Source organism: Amycolatopsis stemonae (assembly GCF_054781455.1).
The window spans coordinates 1-19,071 of the sequence record NZ_BAAGUJ010000012.1; the positions used below are offsets into that span (position 1 = coordinate 1).

A 19,071-nucleotide genomic window follows, 5' to 3' on the forward strand; every position below is an offset into this window, starting at 1 on the left:
CCGCCTCGCCCGGCAGGTCCTCGGTCCGGGCAAGCTGGTGGTGCCCGGGCACGGCGTGGTGCTGGACGCCGTCGTCGAGCGCGCCCGCGCGGCCGGCCGAGCCGCCGTCCGCCCCATGCTGGGCATCGCCAACTACGCCGGCAACCTCCGGCGGATCGGCTACACCGACCAGGACCTGACGGCTCCCTTCAGCGACCGCCTCATCGACGCGCTGGCCCTGCACGGCGACGCACCGGCCATCGCGACCGGCATCGGCGCGGAGCTGGCGGCGGGGGCGGACCACGTCGGCGTGCACGCGGTGAGCGAAGACCCGATGGGCGTTCTGCGCGTGATCGCCGACGCGGCCCGCGCGGTGAAGGCGTAGCGGACGCAGGCCGCGCGCCGGGCGGCCCGAATGCCTGCGCCGCCGGGCTGTGCCGGCGATCCGCACCCCGAGCGGGCAGTGCGGCCCTGCTCGCGGTGGCGCTCGACGACCGCTTCACGCCAGGCCAGCCACGCCGCACGCGAAGTCAGCCGGTTCAGAAAGGCTCCTGGGCGTCGAAGACGTTCTCGGCCACCGCGAGCAGGAGGTGCCCTCAGCCGGTTTCCTGCTCGTCGGCCAGATGACCCATGCGGTGCCGTTTGGTGGTCAGGTAGCTGAGGTTCGCCGGCCCGGCGCCGACCGTGAGCGGGAGCCGCCGGGTGACCGTGACTCCGTTTGCTTCCAGGTCCCGGATCTTGTCCGGGTTGTTGGTCAGCAGCCGGACGCGCGTGAGGTCGAGGTCACGCAGGATGGCCGCGGCGGCGCCGTACTCGCGCGCGTCGGGCGGCGCGCCGAGCCGGAGGTTAGCGTCCACTGTGTCCAGTCCCCCGTCCTGGAGTTCGTACGCCGCCAGCTTCTTGCCGAGGCCGATCGCCCGCCCTTCGTGCCCGCGCAGGTAGACCAGCGCGCCGCCGTCGCGGCCGATCCGGGCCAGGCCGGCATCGAGCTGCGGGCCGCAGTCGCACCGGTGAGAGCCGAACGATTCGCCGGTGAGGCACTCGGAGTGCACCCGCACCGTGGCCTCGTCGCGGAGGCGGCCGCGGACGAGCACGAGGTGGTCGGCACCGGTGCGCAGGTCGAGGTAGCCCAGCGCCCGGAAGCGGCCGTGCCGGGTCGGCAGGCTGGTCTCGGCGGTCCGCACGACACGCGGCTCCTCCTCGGCCGGCAAAGGATGCCTGCGGCGATACGCGATCAGTTCGGTGATGGTCAGCGTCGGCAGACCGGACCGGCTCGCGAGTGCGTCGACACCGGGACCTCGCAGCATGGACCCGTCGTCGGCGACCAGTTCCGCGATGACCCCGACAGGCGGCAATCCGGCGAGCCGGCACAGGTCGACCGCGGCCTCGGTGTGCCCCGGCCGCTCGAGCACTCCGCCGGAACGCGCGCGCAGCGGCAGCACGTGCCCGGGGCGGACGAAGGACGCGGCCGTGGCCGACGGGTCGGCCAGCAGCCGCAGGGTCCGCGTCCGGTCGGGGGCGCTGATTCCGGTGCTCACCCCGGTTTTCGCATCGACGGTGACGGTGTAGGCGGTGCCGCGCGGGTCCTCGTTGTGGTTCACCATCGGGGGCAGGTGGAGGTCGGCGGCACGCCGCGCGGACATCGGGGCGCACAGCAGTCCCGACGTGCGGCGAATGGTCCACGCGATCCACGGCGCGGTCGCGGCGTGCGCGGAGAGCACCACATCGCCCTCGTTCTCGCGGTCGGCGGCGTCGGTCACGAGCACCGGCCGGCCCTCCCTCACGGCGCCCAGCGCCACGCTCACTCGATCCATGACCGTATTATAAGCATGCTTGCATTGTGTTCGCACGCTTGCATCTGCTCGCCTCGAGCTTCTACTCTGTCAGCATGCTTACATCACGGCAGTTCCGGTCCACCCTGGCGCACTTCCCCAGCGGCATCGCGGCGATCACCTCGCTCGACGCGGCGGGCGGACCGGTGGGCATGGCGGTTTCGTCGTTCACGTCGGTCTCGCTCGACCCGCCCCTGGTGGCCTTCCTGCCGGGCAAGAGCTCCTCGACGTTCCCCGCCATCGTCCGGCGGGGAACGTTCTGCGCCAACGTGCTCGCCGCCGGGCAGGCGGACGTCTGCCGTGCGCTGGCGGTACCGGGCGGGGACAAGTTCGCCGGCCTGAGCTGGCACCCCGGCCCGCACGGCGACCCCGTGCTCGACGGGGTCGTCGCCTGGATCGGCTGCACGATCGAGGCGGTCCACGACGCGGGCGACCACCACATCGTCATCGGCCGCGTCGACGATCTGGCCGCCGACGCCACCGCCGACCCGCTGCTGTTCTTCCGGAGCCGGTACCACCAGCTCGCGACTGCGTGAGCTGGTGGTACCGGCACGCTGAGCGCGGGATCAGGCCCCGCGCTCGGCGCCGAAGAAGGTCTTGTCGTCCAACGAGAGCACCAGGGACAGCAACGCCCCCGCGTAGCTGTACTCGCGCATTCCCATGAACTGCCCGGAAACCAAGGGCGTGAAGGTCGACACGCCCGGGCCGATGACCGGGCCGCGTTCGGTCGCCGCCGACGCCTTGATGTTGGCGAAGTGCACCTCGACCACCGGCTTGCCGGTGTCGTAGAGGGCGAACGGGACCGAGTGGCTGGTGGTGGTCAGCCCGGCCGGGTTGACGACGTAGCCGTCCACCCGGTCGCCCGACTCGTGGATGTACTCGAGAATGTCGCCTTCGTGGTTCGACAGGAACCGTTCCACCTCGACGCCGAGCCGGCCGCCCCACTCCAGGACGAACTCCCCGAGGCCTTCGGCGGAGGCGTGGGGCCCGTACATCCGCTTGCTCCGCCGGGCGAGGTTGGAGACGTTCGGGCCGTCGATCACGGCGATCGTGTAGCGCTGGTCGCTCGTGCGGAGCCCGGCGATGGCAGGTACGGTCGTCATGGTGGCGGCTCGCTTTCTTGTGCTCGTAAGGGTTCTCACCAGGAAAAGGTCATCGCGTCCGGAGCGTTCGCCGCTTCGGGCACCGGGCCGACGTGCCGGACGAACCCCAGCCCGGGCACGCCGGCGCGCTCGAGCCAGTTCGCCGTGTCGACCAGGGCGGCCAGGTCGGTTCCGGTGGCGTGGCCGGCGAGTTCGAGGGCCTGGACGGCGTCCTCGGTGCAGACTCCGCCCCCGCGCTGGCCCGGCATCGCCGGATGGCCACCGCTGCCGGCGAGGGAGACGTCGATGGTGCCGACGCCGAGGGCGGCGAGTTCCAGGACGTTCGCGACACCCAGCCCCCGGTTGTCGTGGACCTGGACGGTCAGCGAGCCGAGGGGCACGTGGCGGGCCGCGACGTCGAGCAGCTCGCGGATCTGGGGCGGGGCGGCGTAACCGACGGAGTCGGCCAAGACCCACTCGGCGACGCCGATCTCCGTGAGCCGGCGGGCCAGCGGCTCGAACTCGGCCGGGCCGCGGGCGGGCCCGGTGGGGCCGCCCCACGCGAAAATGACGTAGGTGCCGAGGGTGATCCCCAGGTCCGTGGCGACGCCGACCAGGCGCTCGAGCTCGTCGAGGGACTCCGAGGTGCTGCGCCCGATGTTGGCCTTGGCGAAGGCGTCGTCGGCCGAGAGCAGGAAGGTCGCGGAGTCCGCGCCGGCGGCGGCAGCGGCGCGCAGGCCCCGCTCGTTGCCGACGCAGCAGCCCAGCGTCAGACCGGGCAGCGCGCGCACCGCGCCGAACACCTCGGCGGCGTCGGCCAGGCCGGGCACGAGGTCGGGGCGCACGAACGAAGACAGCTCGAAGTTCCGGATCCCGGCTCGGGCCAGCCGCTGCACGAGCTTGATCTTCACCTCGGTCGGTACCGGGTGGGCCTGGAAGGTGAGCCGTGGCGCGATCTCGCGCAGCCGGACGCCGGTCATCAGCGGTGCCGGGTGGGGGTCAGGCCCGCGGCTTCGGCGTCCCAGGCGTCGTCGGTGAGCCCGGCCTCCCGCAGCGCCGCCTTGCGGATCTTGCCGGTCGGCGTCGCCGGGAACTCGTCGACGAGCCGGTAGTAGCGGGGAACCATGAAGTGGGGCATGGACCGGTCGCAGTGCGCGAAGAGGTCCTTCAGGTCGATCTCGGCGCCGTCGGCGACCTGGATGACGGCCAGGACCTCCTGCTCGCCGAGGTCGGAGGCGACCCCGATTGCGGCGGCCTCGGCCACGGCAGGATGGCCGAGCAGGATGGCTTCGACCTCCTGGGAGGACACGTTCTCACCGCGACGGCGCAGCGCGTCCTTCTTGCGGTCCACGAAGTAGAAGTAGCCGTCTTCGTCGGCGAAGCCGAGGTCTCCGGTGTGCCACCACAGATCGCGGGACGTCTCCACGGTGGCTTCCGGCTGGCGGTAGTAGCCGGAGAACATCACGTGCGGAACGCGCGGCCGGTACACGATCTCGCCCACCTGCCCGGGCGCGACCGGGAAGCCCAGGTCGTCGTGGACCTCGAGGAGGGTCGTGGCGGACGCGACCCCCATCGAGCCGATCTTGCGGCGCTGGATGGGGTTCCAGACGATCGTCTTGATCTCGGTCAGGCCGTAGCCCTCCACGACGTGCACCCCGAAGCGCTCCTCGACCGCGGTCAGCACCGGAGGCGGCGCGGGCGCGGCGAAGACCTTGCGGGCGGGGTGGTCGCGGTCGCGGTCCGACGCGGGCTGGGCGAGCAGCATCGGCAGGACCGAACCGAGGGCGTTGAACTGCGTGACGTCGTGGCGGCGGATCTCGTCCCAGAACCGGCTCGCGCTGAACCGCCTGCCGAGCACGATGGTGGCGCCGGCGGCGACGGCGTGCAGGGAGATGTTGATCTTCGCCGCCCCGTGGAACAGCGGCAGGCAGGTGTAGAGCCGCTCGTCGGCGGTGGTCTCCATGGCCACCGCGAACTCGTGCGCGGCGACCACGGGCATCAGCGCCGGGTAGACGGCACCCTTGCTGCGGCCGGTGGTCCCGGAGGTCAGCATGATCCCCACCGGGTCGCCCAGGCCGATCTCGGGGAACGGCGTCGCCGCGTCGCCCCGGGCGAGCATGGCGTTCCAGGTGAGCATCTCGACACCGGGCAGCGACACGCCGGCCGGGAGCTCGTCGGCCAGCAGCACGATCGTCCGCAGGGCGCGGGGGCGTTCCGGCAGCGCGGCGACGAGGTCGAGCAGCCCGGGCTCGGTGAGCAGGACCCGCACGTCGGTGTGCCCGAGCGCGTGCTCGAGGAAGGCGCCCTTGTAGGCGGTGTTCACCGGCACCTCGACCAGGCCGGCCCGGGCGATTCCGAAGAAGGCACCAAGCACTTCCGTCCGGTTGTGCAGGAACACGCCGACCGACGTGCCGGGGGTGATGCCGAGGCCGAGCAGGCCGCGCGCCACGGCCGAGGCCATGGCGTCCAGTTCGGCGTAGCTCAGCTGCTCGTCTTCGAAGAGCAGCGCCGGTTTTCCGGGCGTACGGCCGGCACGGTCGGCGAGCAGCCCGCCGACCGTGCCGCCGCCCAGTGAACTCAGGTCGAGCACGGTCAGAGCTCCTTCTTGGCGCGCAGCAGGAAGTCTTCGAGGGCGGGGTCCCAGCCGGCTTCGGCTCCGGTGGTCACCAGGAAGGTCCCGATGCCCAGGTCCCGGTAGGTGCCCAGGGTGTCCAGGATCTGCTCCTCGGTCCCGACCAGCGCCTGCGAGTTGGCGAACCCGCCCAGCAGCTTGGTCAGCCCGGTCCAGAAACAGGTGTCGTGGAGCTCTTCGTCGGTCAGGGCCAGCGCTCGCTGCCGCCCGACGGAGTTGTCGGTCGCCGACGAGCGCAGGAAGGCGTGGCCGCCCTGGGCGTCGGCGATCTGCCGTTCGACCGCGCGGGCCTTCGCCCACGCGTCGTCCTCGGTCTCGCCGAGGAACAGGCGCAGGCTCAACGAGAACGCCATCGGCCGGGCGTAGTTTTCCGCCGCGGCCCGCACCCGGGCGACGCGCTCCCGCGTTCCGGCGAAGGGCTCGCCCCACAGCATGTAGAGGTCGGCGTGCCGGGCGCCGAAGTCGACCGCCGCGTCGCTCTCGCCGCCCATGAAGATCGGGACCTCGCCCTGGACGGGCCGGGTGAGGATCTTGACGTTGTCCGCGGTGAAGAAGCGGCCGTGGTGGTCGAACGACGACGGCTCGGTCCAGGTTCGGCGGACCAGGTCGAGGTACTCGATCGCCCGCTCGTAGCGCTCGGATTTCGGGGTGTCGTCGCTCTCGCGGCGGAGATCCTTGTCCGAGCCCCCCACCACCACGTTGATCGCCAGCCGCCCGCGTGCCAGCACGTCGAGGGTGGCGAAGTACCGGGCCGCCGCCACCGGAGCCATCACCCCGGGGCGGTGGGCCACGATCGGCGAGAACTTCTCGGTCATCGCCAGCAGGTACGGCGCGGTGGCGTGGTTGTGCGGCCAGATCGACGAGTACCCCACGAGCACCCGGTCGATCGCCTCCGAAGCGTCGAGCGCACGCACCCGCTCGGCGAGCCCGGCGGGATCGGTCTCGCCCGGTTCGAGCGGCTGGAGCCCCGTGAAGAAGTCGACCATGACGCACTCTCCTAATGTCAGTGTGCTTGCACTATATAAGCATGCTGTCTATTTCTCCAGAGCCACCCGCCTGAGGATTTCCAGCACGTGCGCCGTGACCTCGATCGTTCCGCGACGAAGGGTCTCCGCCCGAAGGGCCGCCGAGCGGTCGAAGGGAACCCGCACCGCCGTACCGGCGTCGACGGGGCGGGTGGCACGGACGGACTCGGCGAATTCGGCCGCACGGGCACGGAAGTCGGCGGCGTCACCGAGCGCCGACGGGTCGATGACGACGGCCAGGAAGCCGCAGTCGGAGACGCCGACCGGGGTCGCCGAAGCACCGGCGAGCATGCCGAGGAGGTGCACGACGAGGGCGAGCCCGGAACCCTTGTGCCCGCCCCAGACGGTGAACGCACCCCGCAGGGCCGCGGCCGGGTCGGTGGTCGGCCGGCCGGCCGGGTCGAAAGCCTTGCCCGCGGGCAGTTCTTCGCCGAGCCGGGCCGCGAGCGTGACCTCCGCGTGGGTGATGGACGACGTGCCGATGTCCCAGATCAGCGGGCCGTCGGCCGTCGGGAAGCCGAACGCGATCGGATTGGTGCCGAACCGGGACTCGGTGCCCCCGTGCGGAGCGACGAGCGCCGGCGCGCTGCCGGCGATCATGCCGACGAACCCGGCGGCGACGATGCGTTCCAGGTAGTACGAGAACATCCCCGTGTACCAGGTCTCACGGGCGCCGACCACGGCCATGCCCTGGGCACGGGCCTTCGCCACGCCGAGCTCCGTCGCCCGGGCGGCGACGAGGTAGCCGACCTGGTCTCCGCCGTCCAGGGCCGCCGACACCGGGGTCTCCCGGACGACCCGGATCGGCCGCGGCGACCCCGTCGCGCGGATCCGCTCGATGATCGAGACCGCGCGGGCCAAGCCGGCGTAGGACAGCCCCCGCAGCTCGCAGTCCATCAAGTGGTCCGCGATGACCGCGGCCTCCTCTCCGGTGTACCCCACGGCGGCCATCGCCTCGGTCACGATCCGGCGGGCGTCGTCCAGCGCCAGGCCGGCCGTCGCTACAGGCATGTCAGAACCTCCACTTGTAAGGATGCTGTCTAAACTCGGGTGCGTGGACACAACCGCTGACCAGCCGGACTACCTCACCGACGCGGTCACTCGCCTCGAGCGCGCCGTGGCGAACATCGGGGCGATGCGGCTCAAGCCGTGGCGGATGACGCTGTCCGGCTACGCGGCCCTCAAGATCCTGGAGCGGCAACCCAATCTGTCGCTGGCCCAGCTGTCCCGGCGCTGTTATGTGAAGTCCCAGACGATGACCAGGATCGTCGCCGACCTCGAGCGCCGGGCGTGGGTGGAGCGCAGCCCCCACCCGGAGAGCGAGCGAGCCATTTCGCTGGCGCTGACCCCCGCGGGCCGGGCCAGCCTCGGCGAGATGGCCGCCGAGGTCGACAAGATCGAGTCGACACTGGCGGGCGTGCTCGCTCCCGGCCAGTCCGCCGAGATGATCGCCGCTCTCCGGCGATGCGCCGTCGCGGTCGAGGCCGAGATCAAGGAGGCACGCAAAGCGAGCCGGCCGTGATCCCACTCAGGCCGGCTCGTGCGCGAGCGGCGCGGCAGACCGCGGGACGCCGGGCGTGAGCACGGTGCGCAGGCCGAGCGCGGTCAGCCCGCTCAGCACGGCGGAGCCCATGAGGACGAACGCGCCGGCACGGTTGTCCCCCGTCGTCTGGACCAGCCACTGCGTCGCGTAGACGACGGATCCACCGAAGATCGCGACGGCCACGTTGAAGGCCAGCGCCACACCGGTGCCGCGCGCGTGGACCGGGAACAGCTCGATGTAGGTGATCGGCGCGATGCCCGAGTAGAACGACGGCCCGGCGGCCAGCAGCACCGCGCAGACGGCGAGCAGCCAGGGGTTCGACGCGGCCGTCAACCCCGCCATCAGCGGGTACGAAGCAAGCAGGATCACCGCGGTCGCGATGAGCAGGGCCGGGCGGCGCCCGATCCGGTCCGACAGGCGCCCGCCCGCGACGACGAGCCCGATGCCCACCGCCAGGGCACACCCGACCACGGCCGTCGCGGTCATCGCGGAGAAGCGGAGCTGGATGATCAGGTTCTGCACGTAGGTGAACGCCAGGTAGAAGCCCACGGCGTGGGTGGCCGCCACGCCGACGAGCATCAGGCCGCGCCGCAGGCGCCGGTCGACCGGAGCCTGCTCGCGCGTGCTGTTCCGGACCTCGACGAACTCCGGGGTTTCGCCCAGCCGGCTGCGCAGGTAGAGCCCGATCGCCCCCAGCGGCAGCGCCAGCAGGAAGGGCACCCGCCAGCCCCATGCCTGCATTTCCGGCGGACTCAGGGACAGGTTGAGCCCCACCACGACGAACGCGCCGATGAGCAGGCCGGCGAGGCTGCCCATCTGGACCCGGCCGGCCATCTCGCCCTTCCGGTCCGCGGGCGCGAACTCGGCGGCGTAGATGATCGCGGTGCCGTACTCCCCGCCCGCCGCGAGTCCCTGCAGCATGCGCAGGACGACGAGCAGGACCGGAGCGGCGATGCCGATCGTCTCCGCCGTGGGCAGCAGGCCGATCAGCGTGCTCACCAGCGCCATGCCGATCAGGGTCAGCACCAGCGTGGGCTTGCGGCCGAGGCGATCGGCCATCGGGCCCAGGAGCAGCCCACCGAGCGGCCGGACGACGAACGCGGCCCCGAACACGGCGAATGTCGACAGCAACGCGGCACCGGGCGTCTCGTGGGGGAAGAAGTTCTTCGCCAGCACGGCGGCCACGAAGCCGTACACCGCGTAGTCGTAGTTCTCGACGGTGTTGCCGATCGCGGCGGCCAACGTGGCGCGGCGCAGGATGTTCGCTCTTGAGGGTTCCGCTTCGGACGGCGCTGTCATGGTGGCCTCCCCTTCGAGGCGATGAAGCAGGCGATGTGCGCGGCTGCAAGGTCGCCGAGACGCTAACCGAGCAACCCCGCGAAATGCAAGCATGCTTGCGATATGTTCGTTAGCTGAGATACCGTCGCGGGACGGTCACGCAGCGGCAGGAGGACTACTCGATGGCAGCCACTCCCCCGACATCGACGAGCCCGGGACAGGACGGCGATCCCGCGGTCCGGGACGTGCTCGAGCGCTACGTCCACGCGATGGATCGCCGGGACGAGGCGCTCATGCGCAGCTGTTTCACCCCCGACGCCGACCTGTCCTACTTCGGGGGCCTGCGCCGCTTCACCGGCACCGAGTTCGCGGACACGTTCGTGTCCTCACTCGAGCCGTTCGGATTCATCGACCACAGCATCGGCAGCCTGCGGTCCACAGTGGACGGTGACGTCGCGACACTGGACGCCCACCTCTGCGCGACAATGGTTCTCAAGGACCAGCCGCGCGTCCTGGTCCGCTGGGTCGAGGTGACGGACAGGCTGGTCCGGGACTCCTCCGGCTGGCGGATCGCCGAGCGCCGCCACGTTCCGGTCCTGCAGTACGAGGCACGGACGACCGAAATCGACTTCCCCGGCGTCGGCGGCCGGAAGCCGGAGCCGCCTTCGGCGATGGCGCGCGGCGCGGCGACGCGGTGAGGTCCTGTCGATCCTCGGCATGATGGTGCCGCACTCCGGCCGCGCCCTGGGTCAGCCGACGTCGGGGTGACGGGGCCGCTCTCGCTCACCGGGTCGGGTGCTGTCGCCTGACGGCCGCGCAAAGCGCCGCTCCGGCCAGGAGGAGCACGCTCGACAGGCCGAGGAGCCTGCCCACGTCCGTGCCGGTGTCGGGCAGCCGGTGCGGGCCGCCGGTCGGTGCCGGTGCGGGAACGACCGGGACCTCGGCGACCGCCTGACCGGCGGGGACCGGCGCTCCGTCGGACCCGGTTCCGGCGGCGGTGGCGACGTTGCGCACCCGGCCGGCGGCCACGTCGGCGGCGGTGACCGTGTGCGCGGGCACCGTGCACGCCATCGCCTGGCCCGGCGCCAGCGCGGTCGCCGGGCAGGTGGCCGCGCCCGCGGACGGGTCGTCGACCCGGATCGCCCGGACCGTGACCGCGCCGGTGTTGGTGACCGTGACCGTCCACTCGATCCGGTCCCCGGCGCTGATCACGCCGTCGCCGTTCACGTCGACCGGCCGGGCCGCCTTGGTGATCGCGAGGGCCGCGGCGGCGGTGACCCGCACGGTCGCGCTCGCGGGCGCCGACTCCGCCGGTGGCCCGCCCGCCGGCGGGGTTCCCGATGCCACGGCGGTGTTGTCGATCCGCCCGGCGTCCACATCGGACTGGGTGACGCGGTAGGTCGACGTGCACGTCACGTGCTGCCCCGGCACCAGGGATCCGGCCGGGCACACCGGAGCCGGCGGCCCGCCGCTGCCGGTGAAGCGGGTTTCGCGGACCGACAGCGCGGTGAGCGTCACGGTGCCGGTGTTGGTGATCACGAACGCATACGTGACCTCCTGCCCGGCGGCGGAAACCGTCCCCGGTGAGGCCGTCTTCGCCAAGGTGAGCGCGGCGTCCGGCGGTGTCGGCACGACTACGGTCGACGGATCCGAGACCGGTGGTTCGCCCTGGGGCGGGTTCCCCGTGGCGACGGCCGTGTTGACGACCTTCCCGGCGTCCACATCGGACTGGGTGAGCACGTATGCGGCCGTGCAGACCGCTTGTTCCCCCGGCGCCAGCGTGGCCACCGTCGCGCTACCGCCCGGGCAGGACAGCGGGGACGGCCGGCCAGTGCCCGAGAACGCCGTTTCGCGCACCATGACCGCGGTCAGCGTGCGGTTTCCGGTGTTGGTGACCACGAAGGAGTAGGTGACCGTCTGGCCGGCGCGGAAGTGGCCGCCGTCGGCCGGGTCTGCCGACTTGACCAGGGACAGTCCCGGCTTTCCGGGCACGGTCACCTTCGCCTGTGACGGGCCGGAGGTGACCGGTTCGCCGCCGGGACCGGCTCCGGTTGCCTCGGCCGTGTTGGTCACCGCGCCGGCGTCGGCGTCCGCCTGGGTCAGGGTGTAGGTGGCGGTGCAGGTCTGCGCCTGCCCTGGCGCCAGCGTGCGCGACGGGCACTCGACGACCGGCGCCGGGCCGGTGCCGCTGAACGCCGTCTCGCGTACGGACACCGAGGTGAGGGTGCGGTTTCCGGTGTTGGTCACGGCGAAGCGGTAGGTCACGGTCTCCCCCGCGCCGGCCACGGTGGCCGGTTCGACGGACTTGACGAGGGTGAGCTCGGCCCCGCCACCGGCCGTCACGACCGCCGTCGCCGGCGGCGTCGTCACCTTCGGCAAGCCCGGGGGCGGCGTGCCCGCCGCGGTGGCGCTGTTGGTGATCCGGCCGGCGTCGAGGTCGGCCTGGGTCACCGCGTACTCCGCCGTGCAGGTGACGACTTGCTCCGGCGCCAGCACCGCGCCGCCGGGCGGGCAGGTGATCGCGGACAGCGGTCCGCTGCCGCTGAAGGCGCCCTCGGTGACCGTCACTCCGGTCAGGGTCACGGTTCCGGTGTTCTTCAGCGTGAACGAGTAGCGAACCAGCTCCCCGACGGCCGTTACCGTGGCCGGGTCGGCGGACTTCGCCAAGGTCAGGCCGGCCGAGCGGGTGGCGGTCACCTTCGCCGACGACGGCGCCGACGTGATCGGTTCCGTCGCGCGAGGCGGCGTCCCGCGCGCGACGGCGGTGTTCTCCACCGCGCCCGCGTCGATGTCGGCCTGCGTGACCGCGTAGGTCGCGCGGCACGTCTGCGCGGCGCCGGGGGCGAGCACCGCGGCCGGGCAGGTGACGACGGGTGCCGGGCCGGTGCCGGTGAACCGGCTCTCGGCGACGCCGACGCCGCGCAACGTCACGTCGCCGGTGTTGGTGACCACGAACGTGTAGCCGACGGCCTGGCCGGCACGGTCGACAGTCGTCGGGTCGGCGGTCTTGACCAGGGTGATCGCCGGGTGCGCGGGCGTCGGGATCGAGACGCTCGAGGGGTTCGACGTGGTCGGGTCGGCGGAGCCGGGCTGGTTGCCGTGCGCGGTGGCGGTGTTGTCCAGCCGGCCGGCATCGACGTCGGCCTGGGTCAGCACGTAGGTGGCGGTGCAGGTCGTGCTCGCGCCGGGCGTGAGCGTGGCGACCGGGCAGACGGCGGCGGACAGGACACCACTGCCGGAGAACGCGGTCTCCTCGACCCCGATCCCGTTCAACGGCACGTTGCCGGTGTTGGTCACCAGGAAGGAGTAGGTGATCGGCCGGCCGGCGGTGTAGGCGTCCGGGTTGTCGGGTGAGGCCGACTTCGTCAGCGTGAGGGCCGGGGCCGGCTTCTCGGTCGGGGTGCGGGTCGACGACGGGTCGGACGTCACGCGGGTGGCGTTGCCCGGCGGCAGCCCGGAGGCGGTCGCGGTGTTGACCGCCGCCCCGGCGTTCTCGTCGGCCGGGGTGATCACGTAAGGCGCCTGCGCGGTGCAGGTCTGCGACTCCCCCGGTGCGAGGCTCGGGCGGGGGCAGGTGACCGGCCCGGCCTTGGCGTCGGTCACGGCGATGTCGTGCAGTTCGAGCGCGCCGGTGTTGGTGACGGTGAAGGTGTACCCGATGGTGTCGCCCGCGTCGGTGATCCTGTTGCCGTTGACGTCGACCGGTGCGGCGGCGTGCTTCTCCAGCTTCAGCGTCGCGGGTTTCCCGGTGTTCGTGACGGTGCAGGAGACGAAGTCGCCGACGTCGACGTGCACCTGGGCCGAGGCACCGGCGTCGCCGGAGGGCAGTTCCCCGTCCGTCTTTCCGTTGCGGGTGCAGGACCACGCTCTGTCGTAATTGGACTGCAGCCCCGCGGTCGCCGTCTCGCGCAGGGTGTAGTCACCGCCGCGGGCACCGGCCAGCACCGTGACTTCACCGGTGCTCGCCGAAGCGCCGCCGCCGGTGTCGGCCGAGGCGAGCACGCTTCCCCCCGGCGCCGCGACCGAGACCGCGAAGGAGTCGCCGGGGAAGCCGCGAACGACCTTTTTGGTCAGCTGGAGGCTGGAGACCAGCACGCCGAAGCCGACCGCCTGGCGCCCGCCGCCGACCATGCGCTGGCTGAACGACGTGGGGTCTTCGGCGGAGATGATCGCGGTGCCGGTCTTGTTGGCGCCCGTGCGGCCGGCGCACCGCACCGTCCGCGTGCCGATGCCGGTGTACCCACCGCCGCAGGCGTTTCCGATCCCCGGATCGGACCCGGTCGCGGTCAGCGATTCGAGCGGCGAGGACGAGCTCCACTCGATCGACTCGCCGGCGTCGGTCGACTCGGCGTCGGCGCCGACGAGCCCGTAGCCGTGCACCACCGCTCCGGTGCTGTCCGTGGCGACGATGTCGGTGAGCGCGGCGACCGTCGTCGTGCCGAAGGCGGTCTGGTACAGCGCCGGCTGTCCCGGCACTCCCGTGTAGTGCCCGGAGTTGCCCAGGTAGGCCGCGGAATAGGTCGGCAGCCGGTTCGCGGCCACGGGACCACCGGACACCTTGAGGGTGACCGCGAGCCGGTAACCGCCGGGCAGCGTGAAAGTCAGCCGCTGGCCCGCCGCGGAAGTGGCCTCCGCGGCGTCGTACCCGGACAGGTCGAACCAGCACAACGTCCGCGCGTAGGTGCCGGTGCCCGCCGAGGCGAACCCGCAGTCGCGGGTCGCGGCGATGGCTCGCGCAGCCGGTCCGAAGCCGGCCACGAAGAGCGCGAGCATCGCCGCGACCACCACGAGCGCGGGCACCTTCCGCCGCGACACGCCACTCATCGACCGATACCTCCGCCTCGGCTGCTGCTCCACGTCATCGTGCGTGGACGACCGCAAAACGGCTGGCGGAAAGATGATCATTCAATCGATCGTGGCGCCCGGATGTGCGGAACTACTGCTGAACGGCGGTCACGGACCGGAATCAGTCCTTCTTGAGGACGTTCTTGACCTTGCCGACCGCGTCACCGACCGCGTCCTTGACGTTCTCGACCGCGTCCTTCAGTCCTGCCTTGGCCTGGTCGGCCTGGCCCTCGGCGCGCAGCTGGTCGTCCCCGGTGACCTTGCCCGCCGTCTCCTTGGCCTTGCCGCCGAGGTCTTCGGCCTTGTTCTCGATCTTGTCGCCCAACGACATCTTCCTGCACCTCCGGTGTCGGTCACCGTCCTTCGTGGACGGTCCTGTTCATCAGGACACCCCGGTGCCCCGTTCGTCATTGCCACGTCCGCGTGACCCTGTTCACACGAACGGGGCCGTGACGATTCCGGCCCACCCCGGGTCCTCCCGGCACAACCGTCCACTCGACGCAGGAGGAACACCATGGCCGAGACGACCACGAAGACCCCCGCCACCGCCGCGGAGACGACCGGCGCCCTCGTCACCAGCCAGGGCGCGACCACGATCGCGGACACGGTGGTGCAGAAGATCGCCGGCCTGGCCACCCGCGAGGTGCCCGGCGTCCACTCCCTCGGCGGCGGCGCCGCCCGCGCCTTTTCCGCGATCCGGGAACGCATCCCGGGCGCGACCGCCTCGGCGGGCCAGGGCGTGTCGGTCGAGGTGGGCGAAAAGCAGGCCGCGGTCGACCTGCAGCTCGTCGTGGAGTACGGCGTGTCCATCGCCGACCTCTCCCGGTCGGTGCGGCGCAACGTGATCACCGCGGTCGAGCGGATGACCGGCCTGGAAGTGGTCGAGGTCAACATCGCCGTGGGCGACCTCAACCTGCCCGGCGACGACAGCGACGACCAGGGCTCCGACACCGGCCGGGTGCAGTGACACCCGACGCGGTCGCGATCGCCGCTGCCGTGGCGGGCCTGCCGGAAGTGGCGGGCCCGCACGGCGGCCGGATCGGGGAAATCGCGACGCTGCTGCCCGGCCGGCGCGTCGCCGGGGTCCGCGTCGGCGACGACGAAGTGACCGTCGGAGTCGTGCTCCGCTACCCGGTGACCGCGTCCGCGGCGGCGGCCGCGGTCCGCGCCGCGGTCGGCCCCCTCGACCGGCCCGTCCGCGTGTTCATCGGCGACGTGGCCACACCCACCACTTCTTGACGGAGGTACCCATGAATGCCACCAGGACAGGTTTGCTGACCGGTCTCGTGCTCGGCCTCGCCCTCGCTTTCGGCGGGTTCGGCGCGTTCCTCGCCGTCCTCGTCCTCGGCGCGATCGGCTTCCTGATCGGCCGTCACCTCGACGGCAAGATCGACCTCGCGCAGCTGTTCGGCCGGGACCGGGGCTGACCCGTGACCGCCACCGTGCCCGCCGAAGAGCGGGGTGAACTGGTCATCTCCGGCCACGCGGTCGAACGGATCGCCGCGCACGCCGCCCGCGAAATCGGTGACGTCGGCGGCGCCGCCGGGCGCGTGCTGGGGGTCGCGCTCGGCGGCGAAGACGCCGACCGCCCGGTGAAGGTCGACGCCGACGTCGACGGCGACCGGGTGCGGCTGGCCACCCGGCTGTCCATCACCTACCCGGCCTCGGTCGCGCGCACCACCGAACGGGCCCGGGCCCACCTGCGCACGCGGGTGGGCGAACTGACCGGACTCGACGTCGACCGAGTCGACATCACCGTCACCGCGCTGCACCCGCCGGCCACGTCCTCGAGGAGGGTCTCGTGAAACGCCGCCCCCGCCGCAGCACCCCGGCCGTCCTGACCGCGCTCGTCGTGACCGCCGCCGGTGCGCTCGCCGCCGTCGTCGCCATCCAGCTGATCCTCGGCGAGCGCCCGTGGCTGGACTACGGCGCCACCGCCCGGCGGCTGCACGACGTCCGCTGGGCCGACCTCCCCGTCGTCATCACCGGCGGGGTCGTCGCCCTGCTCGGCCTGGTCCTGGTGCTCGCGGCCGTGCTGCCGGGCAAGCTCACAGTGCTTCCGCTGCGCGGCGACCTGGACTCGGGTGCCTCGCGCCGCAGCTTCGGTTCCACCCTCCGGGCGGCCGCGGCGCGGGTCGACGGCGTGGAGAAAGTGCGGCTGAAACTGCGGCGCCGCAGCGTCCGGGTCCGGGTGCAGACCCGCCGCACCCGTCCCGACGGGATCGCCGACGCGGTCCGCGTCGCGGTCGCGGCCCGGCTGGACCGGATCGACCCGGTCCGCCGTCCCGAGGTCAAGGTCCGTCTTCGCGCAGTGAGGAGCACGTCGTGAACCGTCCCGCCGGTCTCAACCGGACCCTGCTCGCGGTCTTCGGACTGCTGCTGCTCGCCGCCGGCGCGCTCCCGGCCGCGATCCGCTTCCACTGGCTCCCGGTACTCGGCCCGGACCGGCCACTCGTGCCGGGCACCGAGCTGCCCCCGACCTGGGTGCGGTACGTGATCGCGGCCGCCGGAATAGTCGTCGCGCTGGCCGGGCTGCGCTGGCTGGCCGCCCAGCTGGTCCGCAAGCCGGGCAACCGCACCTGGCGCTGGGAAGCCGATGCGGGCAGCGCCGAACTGGCCACCAGCGCAGCCGTCGGCCCGTTCACCGAGGAGCTGCGCGGCTACCCCGGGGTCCGCACCGCATCCGCGTCGCTCACCGGGAACCGCGAGCGCCCCGAGCTGCTCGCGGTCGTCTCGGTCGAGCAGGACGGCGACCCCGCCGGGATCCGGGACCGCATCCGCGACGAGGGTGTGCCGCGCCTGTGCCAGGCACTCGACCTCGACTCGCTGCCCACCCGCGTCGAGCTGCGCTTCACCACCGCAGAACGGTCCCGCGTCGCCTGACGGTCCTGTGCGCGGGGCAGCAGACACGATGCGATGGTTTCCAGTACCCCGGCGCACTTCTGACCGCTCATCCTGGTGCAGACCTCGCCGCCTCCGGGCGCGTAGTCGATGGGGTTTTCGGCGGTGGGCACGATCGCGTCAGCCGTAGTGGCGCGCAGACCTGGGCGGGCTGACCTGGGTAGCATCAAGGGGACAGCGACGCGCGCCAATACGGATAACCACGCCGAAAGGAGCCAGTCCGCTATGGAAATAGACTGCCTCAAGGCAGTTCTTCAAAGAATTAGAACCAGCGGAAGAGAAAGATACACAGACGGCTTTGTTCAGGCCTCAATAGACTCGAAATCACAGGGCGCGACCGTGTTCTGGCACGGCGAGACACCACAAGAAATTCGTCAAATTGCCAAGACATCAACCCTTGCCGACAGAATATCTTTCGTTGCAGTCCCGTACTCGTTAGAACAACTAAGAATCGAGGCGAAGCGGATCTCGAGCGCATACCCGTACGTGATATTCGCTGGCCCGAGCGCCGACTACAAGAGCATCAATGTTCGCGTTGACAAGTCTTCGACTGCTTCGGAAAAGGTTGATATAATCAGCACTATTCCTTTGAACATCGAAGGAGAATCCGGGGGATTTTCGCCCTCTATCCCGAACAGCTGACGGCCCACCTCACTCAGGTGGCGTAGACAACACCGCGGATTGTAGAATTCGCGGCCGGGGACCGGCTGCACTGGTCGATCCCCGACCCGGCCCGCGCCGGCACCGATGCCGCGTTCGGCACCGCTTTCGACGACCTCTCCGACCGGACCACCCGGCTGGCACCCCGCCGTCCACCTCCCCGGAGTACAGACCGATGACCGACCTCCCCGGCAAGCCGACGGTGCTGTTCCTCTGCGTGCACAACGCCGGGCGCAGCCAGATGGCCATGGGCTTCTTCCGGCACCTCGCCGGCGACCGGGCACTCGCCTTCTCCGGCGGCTCCGAACCCGGCCACGAAGTCAACCCGTCGGCAGTCGCCGCGATGCGCGAACGCGGGATCGACATCGCCGCCGAATCCCCCCAGCGGTGGACCGACGAGATCGTCCGCGCCGCCGACGTCGTGATCACCATGGGCTGCGGCGATGCCTGCCCAATCTTCCCCGGAAAGCGTTACCTGGACTGGGAACTCGACGACCCGGCGGGCAAGAGCGTCGAGGACGTCCGCCCGGTGCGCGACGAAATCGAGCGACGCGTCCGGGGCCTGCTCGACGAGCTGGGCGCGCTGGAGCGTTGACGAAGCAGCCGTTGTCCGCCAGCTGGTCGCGGAGTTCGTCGGCAGCGTCAGCGCCACCCGCCGCGGGACTGATCCTGGTGATCTTCTTCCTCGCCCGCTCCGGCCGCGGTCGGCGCCTGCTGGTTCACCTGCTCGACCAGATTCGCCGACCCCGCCATCACGATCGGCCGCATGTTCAGCGACGCCTTCGCCGGTATCGCCCCGGCCTCGGTGCCCCTGTTCCTCGCCGGGCGGCGCGGTGGCTTTCGCGGGCGTCGGCGCCGCGCTCCGGTCAGCGGGCGAGCCTCGCCCGGGCCTCGTCGGTGAGCGGGGTGAAGAAGTTGACCAGGTTGCCGTCGGGATCGCGAAACAGCAGGGAGCGGTTGCCCCACGGCATCGTCGTCGGCTTCTGCACGACCTCCAAGCCGGGTGCCAGGCTCGTCAGCCGGTCGTGCTCGCGGTCGACGTCCTCGACGAGGAACTCGAGGATCGCCGACCGGTTCGACTCGGGGACGGCCGCCCCGGCGCTGAACAGCGCCATCGTCTCGGCACTGCCGATGGCCAGCGTGCACGACGGGCTCACGAACTCGGCGAACTGCTCGGCGGGCCGGCGGGCGGCGGACCCGGTCACCAGCTCGTAGAACTCGACGAGCCGGTCGACGTCGTGGGTGATCACGCGGACGGAAACAAGCTGCACGGTGGTTCCTTTCTCCACTGAAG

Annotated in this window: 23 protein-coding genes; 12 read left to right on the plus strand and 11 right to left on the minus strand. The window is 71.7% G+C overall.

The window, feature by feature from the left end:
• The coding region (locus ACYVLJ_RS34680) for an LLM class oxidoreductase (protein WP_460441849.1) at window positions 1-364 on the plus strand (364 nt) is incomplete at its 5' end.
• A gap of 211 nt (window positions 365-575) precedes the next feature.
• On the opposite strand, the gene ribA is transcribed toward ACYVLJ_RS34680, so the two are convergent.
• Window positions 576-1,793, minus strand: coding sequence for a GTP cyclohydrolase II (gene ribA, locus ACYVLJ_RS34685; protein ID WP_460441850.1), 1,218 nt, complete (start codon window positions 1,791-1,793; stop codon window positions 576-578).
• 74 nt (window positions 1,794-1,867) lie between these two features.
• Here ribA and ACYVLJ_RS34690 point away from each other — a divergent pair, with 74 nt between their 5' ends.
• A complete protein-coding gene (locus ACYVLJ_RS34690; protein WP_460441851.1) occupies window positions 1,868-2,347 on the plus strand; it encodes a flavin reductase family protein in 480 nt (159 codons plus the stop codon).
• Between the two features lie 30 nt (window positions 2,348-2,377).
• On the opposite strand, the gene ACYVLJ_RS34695 is transcribed toward ACYVLJ_RS34690, so the two are convergent.
• The 5 genes from ACYVLJ_RS34695 to ACYVLJ_RS34715 are packed head-to-tail and all read right to left on the minus strand — an operon-like array spanning window position 2,378 to window position 7,561.
• Window positions 2,378-2,914 (minus strand): type II 3-dehydroquinate dehydratase, encoded by a 537-nt coding sequence (locus ACYVLJ_RS34695; protein WP_460441852.1) that lies wholly within the window; start codon window positions 2,912-2,914, stop codon window positions 2,378-2,380.
• A 35-nt stretch (window positions 2,915-2,949) separates the two neighbouring features.
• Window positions 2,950-3,873 carry a beta/alpha barrel domain-containing protein gene (locus ACYVLJ_RS34700; protein ID WP_460441853.1) on the minus strand — a complete coding sequence of 308 codons (924 nt, stop codon included), beginning with the start codon at window positions 3,871-3,873 and terminating at the stop codon, window positions 2,950-2,952.
• A complete protein-coding gene (locus ACYVLJ_RS34705; RefSeq protein ID WP_460441854.1) occupies window positions 3,873-5,483 on the minus strand; it encodes an AMP-binding protein in 1,611 nt (536 codons plus the stop codon). The genes ACYVLJ_RS34700 and ACYVLJ_RS34705 overlap by 1 nt, the downstream gene beginning before the upstream one ends.
• A gap of 2 nt (window positions 5,484-5,485) precedes the next feature.
• Window positions 5,486-6,511: an LLM class flavin-dependent oxidoreductase gene (locus tag ACYVLJ_RS34710; RefSeq protein ID WP_460441855.1), complete on the minus strand. Its 1,026-nt coding sequence runs from the start codon at window positions 6,509-6,511 to the stop codon at window positions 5,486-5,488.
• A 48-nt stretch (window positions 6,512-6,559) separates the two neighbouring features.
• Entirely contained in the window at window positions 6,560-7,561 is a 1,002-nt protein-coding gene (locus tag ACYVLJ_RS34715; RefSeq protein ID WP_460441856.1) for an Ldh family oxidoreductase, read from the minus strand.
• Between the two features lie 43 nt (window positions 7,562-7,604).
• On the opposite strand from ACYVLJ_RS34715, the gene ACYVLJ_RS34720 reads away from it, so the two are divergent.
• Window positions 7,605-8,072: a MarR family winged helix-turn-helix transcriptional regulator gene (locus ACYVLJ_RS34720; protein WP_460441857.1), complete on the plus strand. Its 468-nt coding sequence runs from the start codon at window positions 7,605-7,607 to the stop codon at window positions 8,070-8,072.
• A 6-nt stretch (window positions 8,073-8,078) separates the two neighbouring features.
• On the opposite strand, the gene ACYVLJ_RS34725 is transcribed toward ACYVLJ_RS34720, so the two are convergent.
• Window positions 8,079-9,392: an MFS transporter gene (locus ACYVLJ_RS34725; protein ID WP_460441858.1), complete on the minus strand. Its 1,314-nt coding sequence runs from the start codon at window positions 9,390-9,392 to the stop codon at window positions 8,079-8,081.
• A 161-nt stretch (window positions 9,393-9,553) separates the two neighbouring features.
• Here ACYVLJ_RS34725 and ACYVLJ_RS34730 point away from each other — a divergent pair, with 161 nt between their 5' ends.
• Window positions 9,554-10,069, plus strand: a complete 516-nt coding sequence (locus ACYVLJ_RS34730; protein ID WP_460441859.1) for a nuclear transport factor 2 family protein — start codon at window positions 9,554-9,556, stop codon at window positions 10,067-10,069.
• Window positions 10,070-10,154: 85 nt separating this feature from the next.
• On the opposite strand, the gene ACYVLJ_RS34735 is transcribed toward ACYVLJ_RS34730, so the two are convergent.
• Both ACYVLJ_RS34735 and ACYVLJ_RS34740 read right to left on the minus strand, forming a co-directional pair.
• Window positions 10,155-14,195, minus strand: a complete 4,041-nt coding sequence (locus tag ACYVLJ_RS34735; RefSeq protein ID WP_460441860.1) for a DUF7507 domain-containing protein — start codon at window positions 14,193-14,195, stop codon at window positions 10,155-10,157.
• Window positions 14,196-14,337: 142 nt separating this feature from the next.
• Window positions 14,338-14,547 carry a CsbD family protein gene (locus tag ACYVLJ_RS34740; protein WP_460441861.1) on the minus strand — a complete coding sequence of 70 codons (210 nt, stop codon included), beginning with the start codon at window positions 14,545-14,547 and terminating at the stop codon, window positions 14,338-14,340.
• A gap of 183 nt (window positions 14,548-14,730) precedes the next feature.
• Here ACYVLJ_RS34740 and ACYVLJ_RS34745 point away from each other — a divergent pair, with 183 nt between their 5' ends.
• The 8 genes from ACYVLJ_RS34745 to ACYVLJ_RS34780 all read left to right on the plus strand — a co-directional run bounded on the left by ACYVLJ_RS34745 (window position 14,731) and on the right by ACYVLJ_RS34780 (window position 18,372).
• Window positions 14,731-15,183 carry an Asp23/Gls24 family envelope stress response protein gene (locus ACYVLJ_RS34745; RefSeq protein ID WP_460441862.1) on the plus strand — a complete coding sequence of 151 codons (453 nt, stop codon included), beginning with the start codon at window positions 14,731-14,733 and terminating at the stop codon, window positions 15,181-15,183.
• Window positions 15,180-15,455, plus strand: a complete 276-nt coding sequence (locus tag ACYVLJ_RS34750) for a hypothetical protein (RefSeq protein WP_451988565.1) — start codon at window positions 15,180-15,182, stop codon at window positions 15,453-15,455. Before ACYVLJ_RS34745 ends, ACYVLJ_RS34750 begins: the two co-directional genes overlap by 4 nt.
• Before the next feature lie 11 nt (window positions 15,456-15,466).
• Entirely contained in the window at window positions 15,467-15,643 is a 177-nt protein-coding gene (locus ACYVLJ_RS34755) for a hypothetical protein (protein WP_451988566.1), read from the plus strand.
• A 3-nt stretch (window positions 15,644-15,646) separates the two neighbouring features.
• Window positions 15,647-16,021 carry an Asp23/Gls24 family envelope stress response protein gene (locus ACYVLJ_RS34760; protein WP_451988567.1) on the plus strand — a complete coding sequence of 125 codons (375 nt, stop codon included), beginning with the start codon at window positions 15,647-15,649 and terminating at the stop codon, window positions 16,019-16,021.
• Window positions 16,018-16,545 carry an Asp23/Gls24 family envelope stress response protein gene (locus ACYVLJ_RS34765; RefSeq protein WP_460441863.1) on the plus strand — a complete coding sequence of 176 codons (528 nt, stop codon included), beginning with the start codon at window positions 16,018-16,020 and terminating at the stop codon, window positions 16,543-16,545. Before ACYVLJ_RS34760 ends, ACYVLJ_RS34765 begins: the two co-directional genes overlap by 4 nt.
• A complete protein-coding gene (locus ACYVLJ_RS34770; RefSeq protein WP_460441864.1) occupies window positions 16,542-17,099 on the plus strand; it encodes an Asp23/Gls24 family envelope stress response protein in 558 nt (185 codons plus the stop codon). Before ACYVLJ_RS34765 ends, ACYVLJ_RS34770 begins: the two co-directional genes overlap by 4 nt.
• A 123-nt stretch (window positions 17,100-17,222) precedes the next feature.
• Complete coding sequence (locus tag ACYVLJ_RS34775) at window positions 17,223-17,759, plus strand: hypothetical protein (RefSeq protein WP_460441865.1); 537 nt, start codon at window positions 17,223-17,225, stop codon at window positions 17,757-17,759.
• A 193-nt stretch (window positions 17,760-17,952) separates the two neighbouring features.
• Window positions 17,953-18,372, plus strand: coding sequence for an arsenate reductase ArsC (locus tag ACYVLJ_RS34780; protein WP_451988570.1), 420 nt, complete (start codon window positions 17,953-17,955; stop codon window positions 18,370-18,372).
• A 47-nt stretch (window positions 18,373-18,419) separates the two neighbouring features.
• On the opposite strand, the gene ACYVLJ_RS34785 is transcribed toward ACYVLJ_RS34780, so the two are convergent.
• Both ACYVLJ_RS34785 and ACYVLJ_RS34790 read right to left on the minus strand, forming a co-directional pair.
• Entirely contained in the window at window positions 18,420-18,545 is a 126-nt protein-coding gene (locus ACYVLJ_RS34785; protein ID WP_460441866.1) for a hypothetical protein, read from the minus strand.
• A 98-nt stretch (window positions 18,546-18,643) separates the two neighbouring features.
• Window positions 18,644-19,048 (minus strand): VOC family protein, encoded by a 405-nt coding sequence (locus ACYVLJ_RS34790; protein WP_460441867.1) that lies wholly within the window; start codon window positions 19,046-19,048, stop codon window positions 18,644-18,646.
• Window positions 19,049-19,071: the final 23 nt, after the last annotated feature.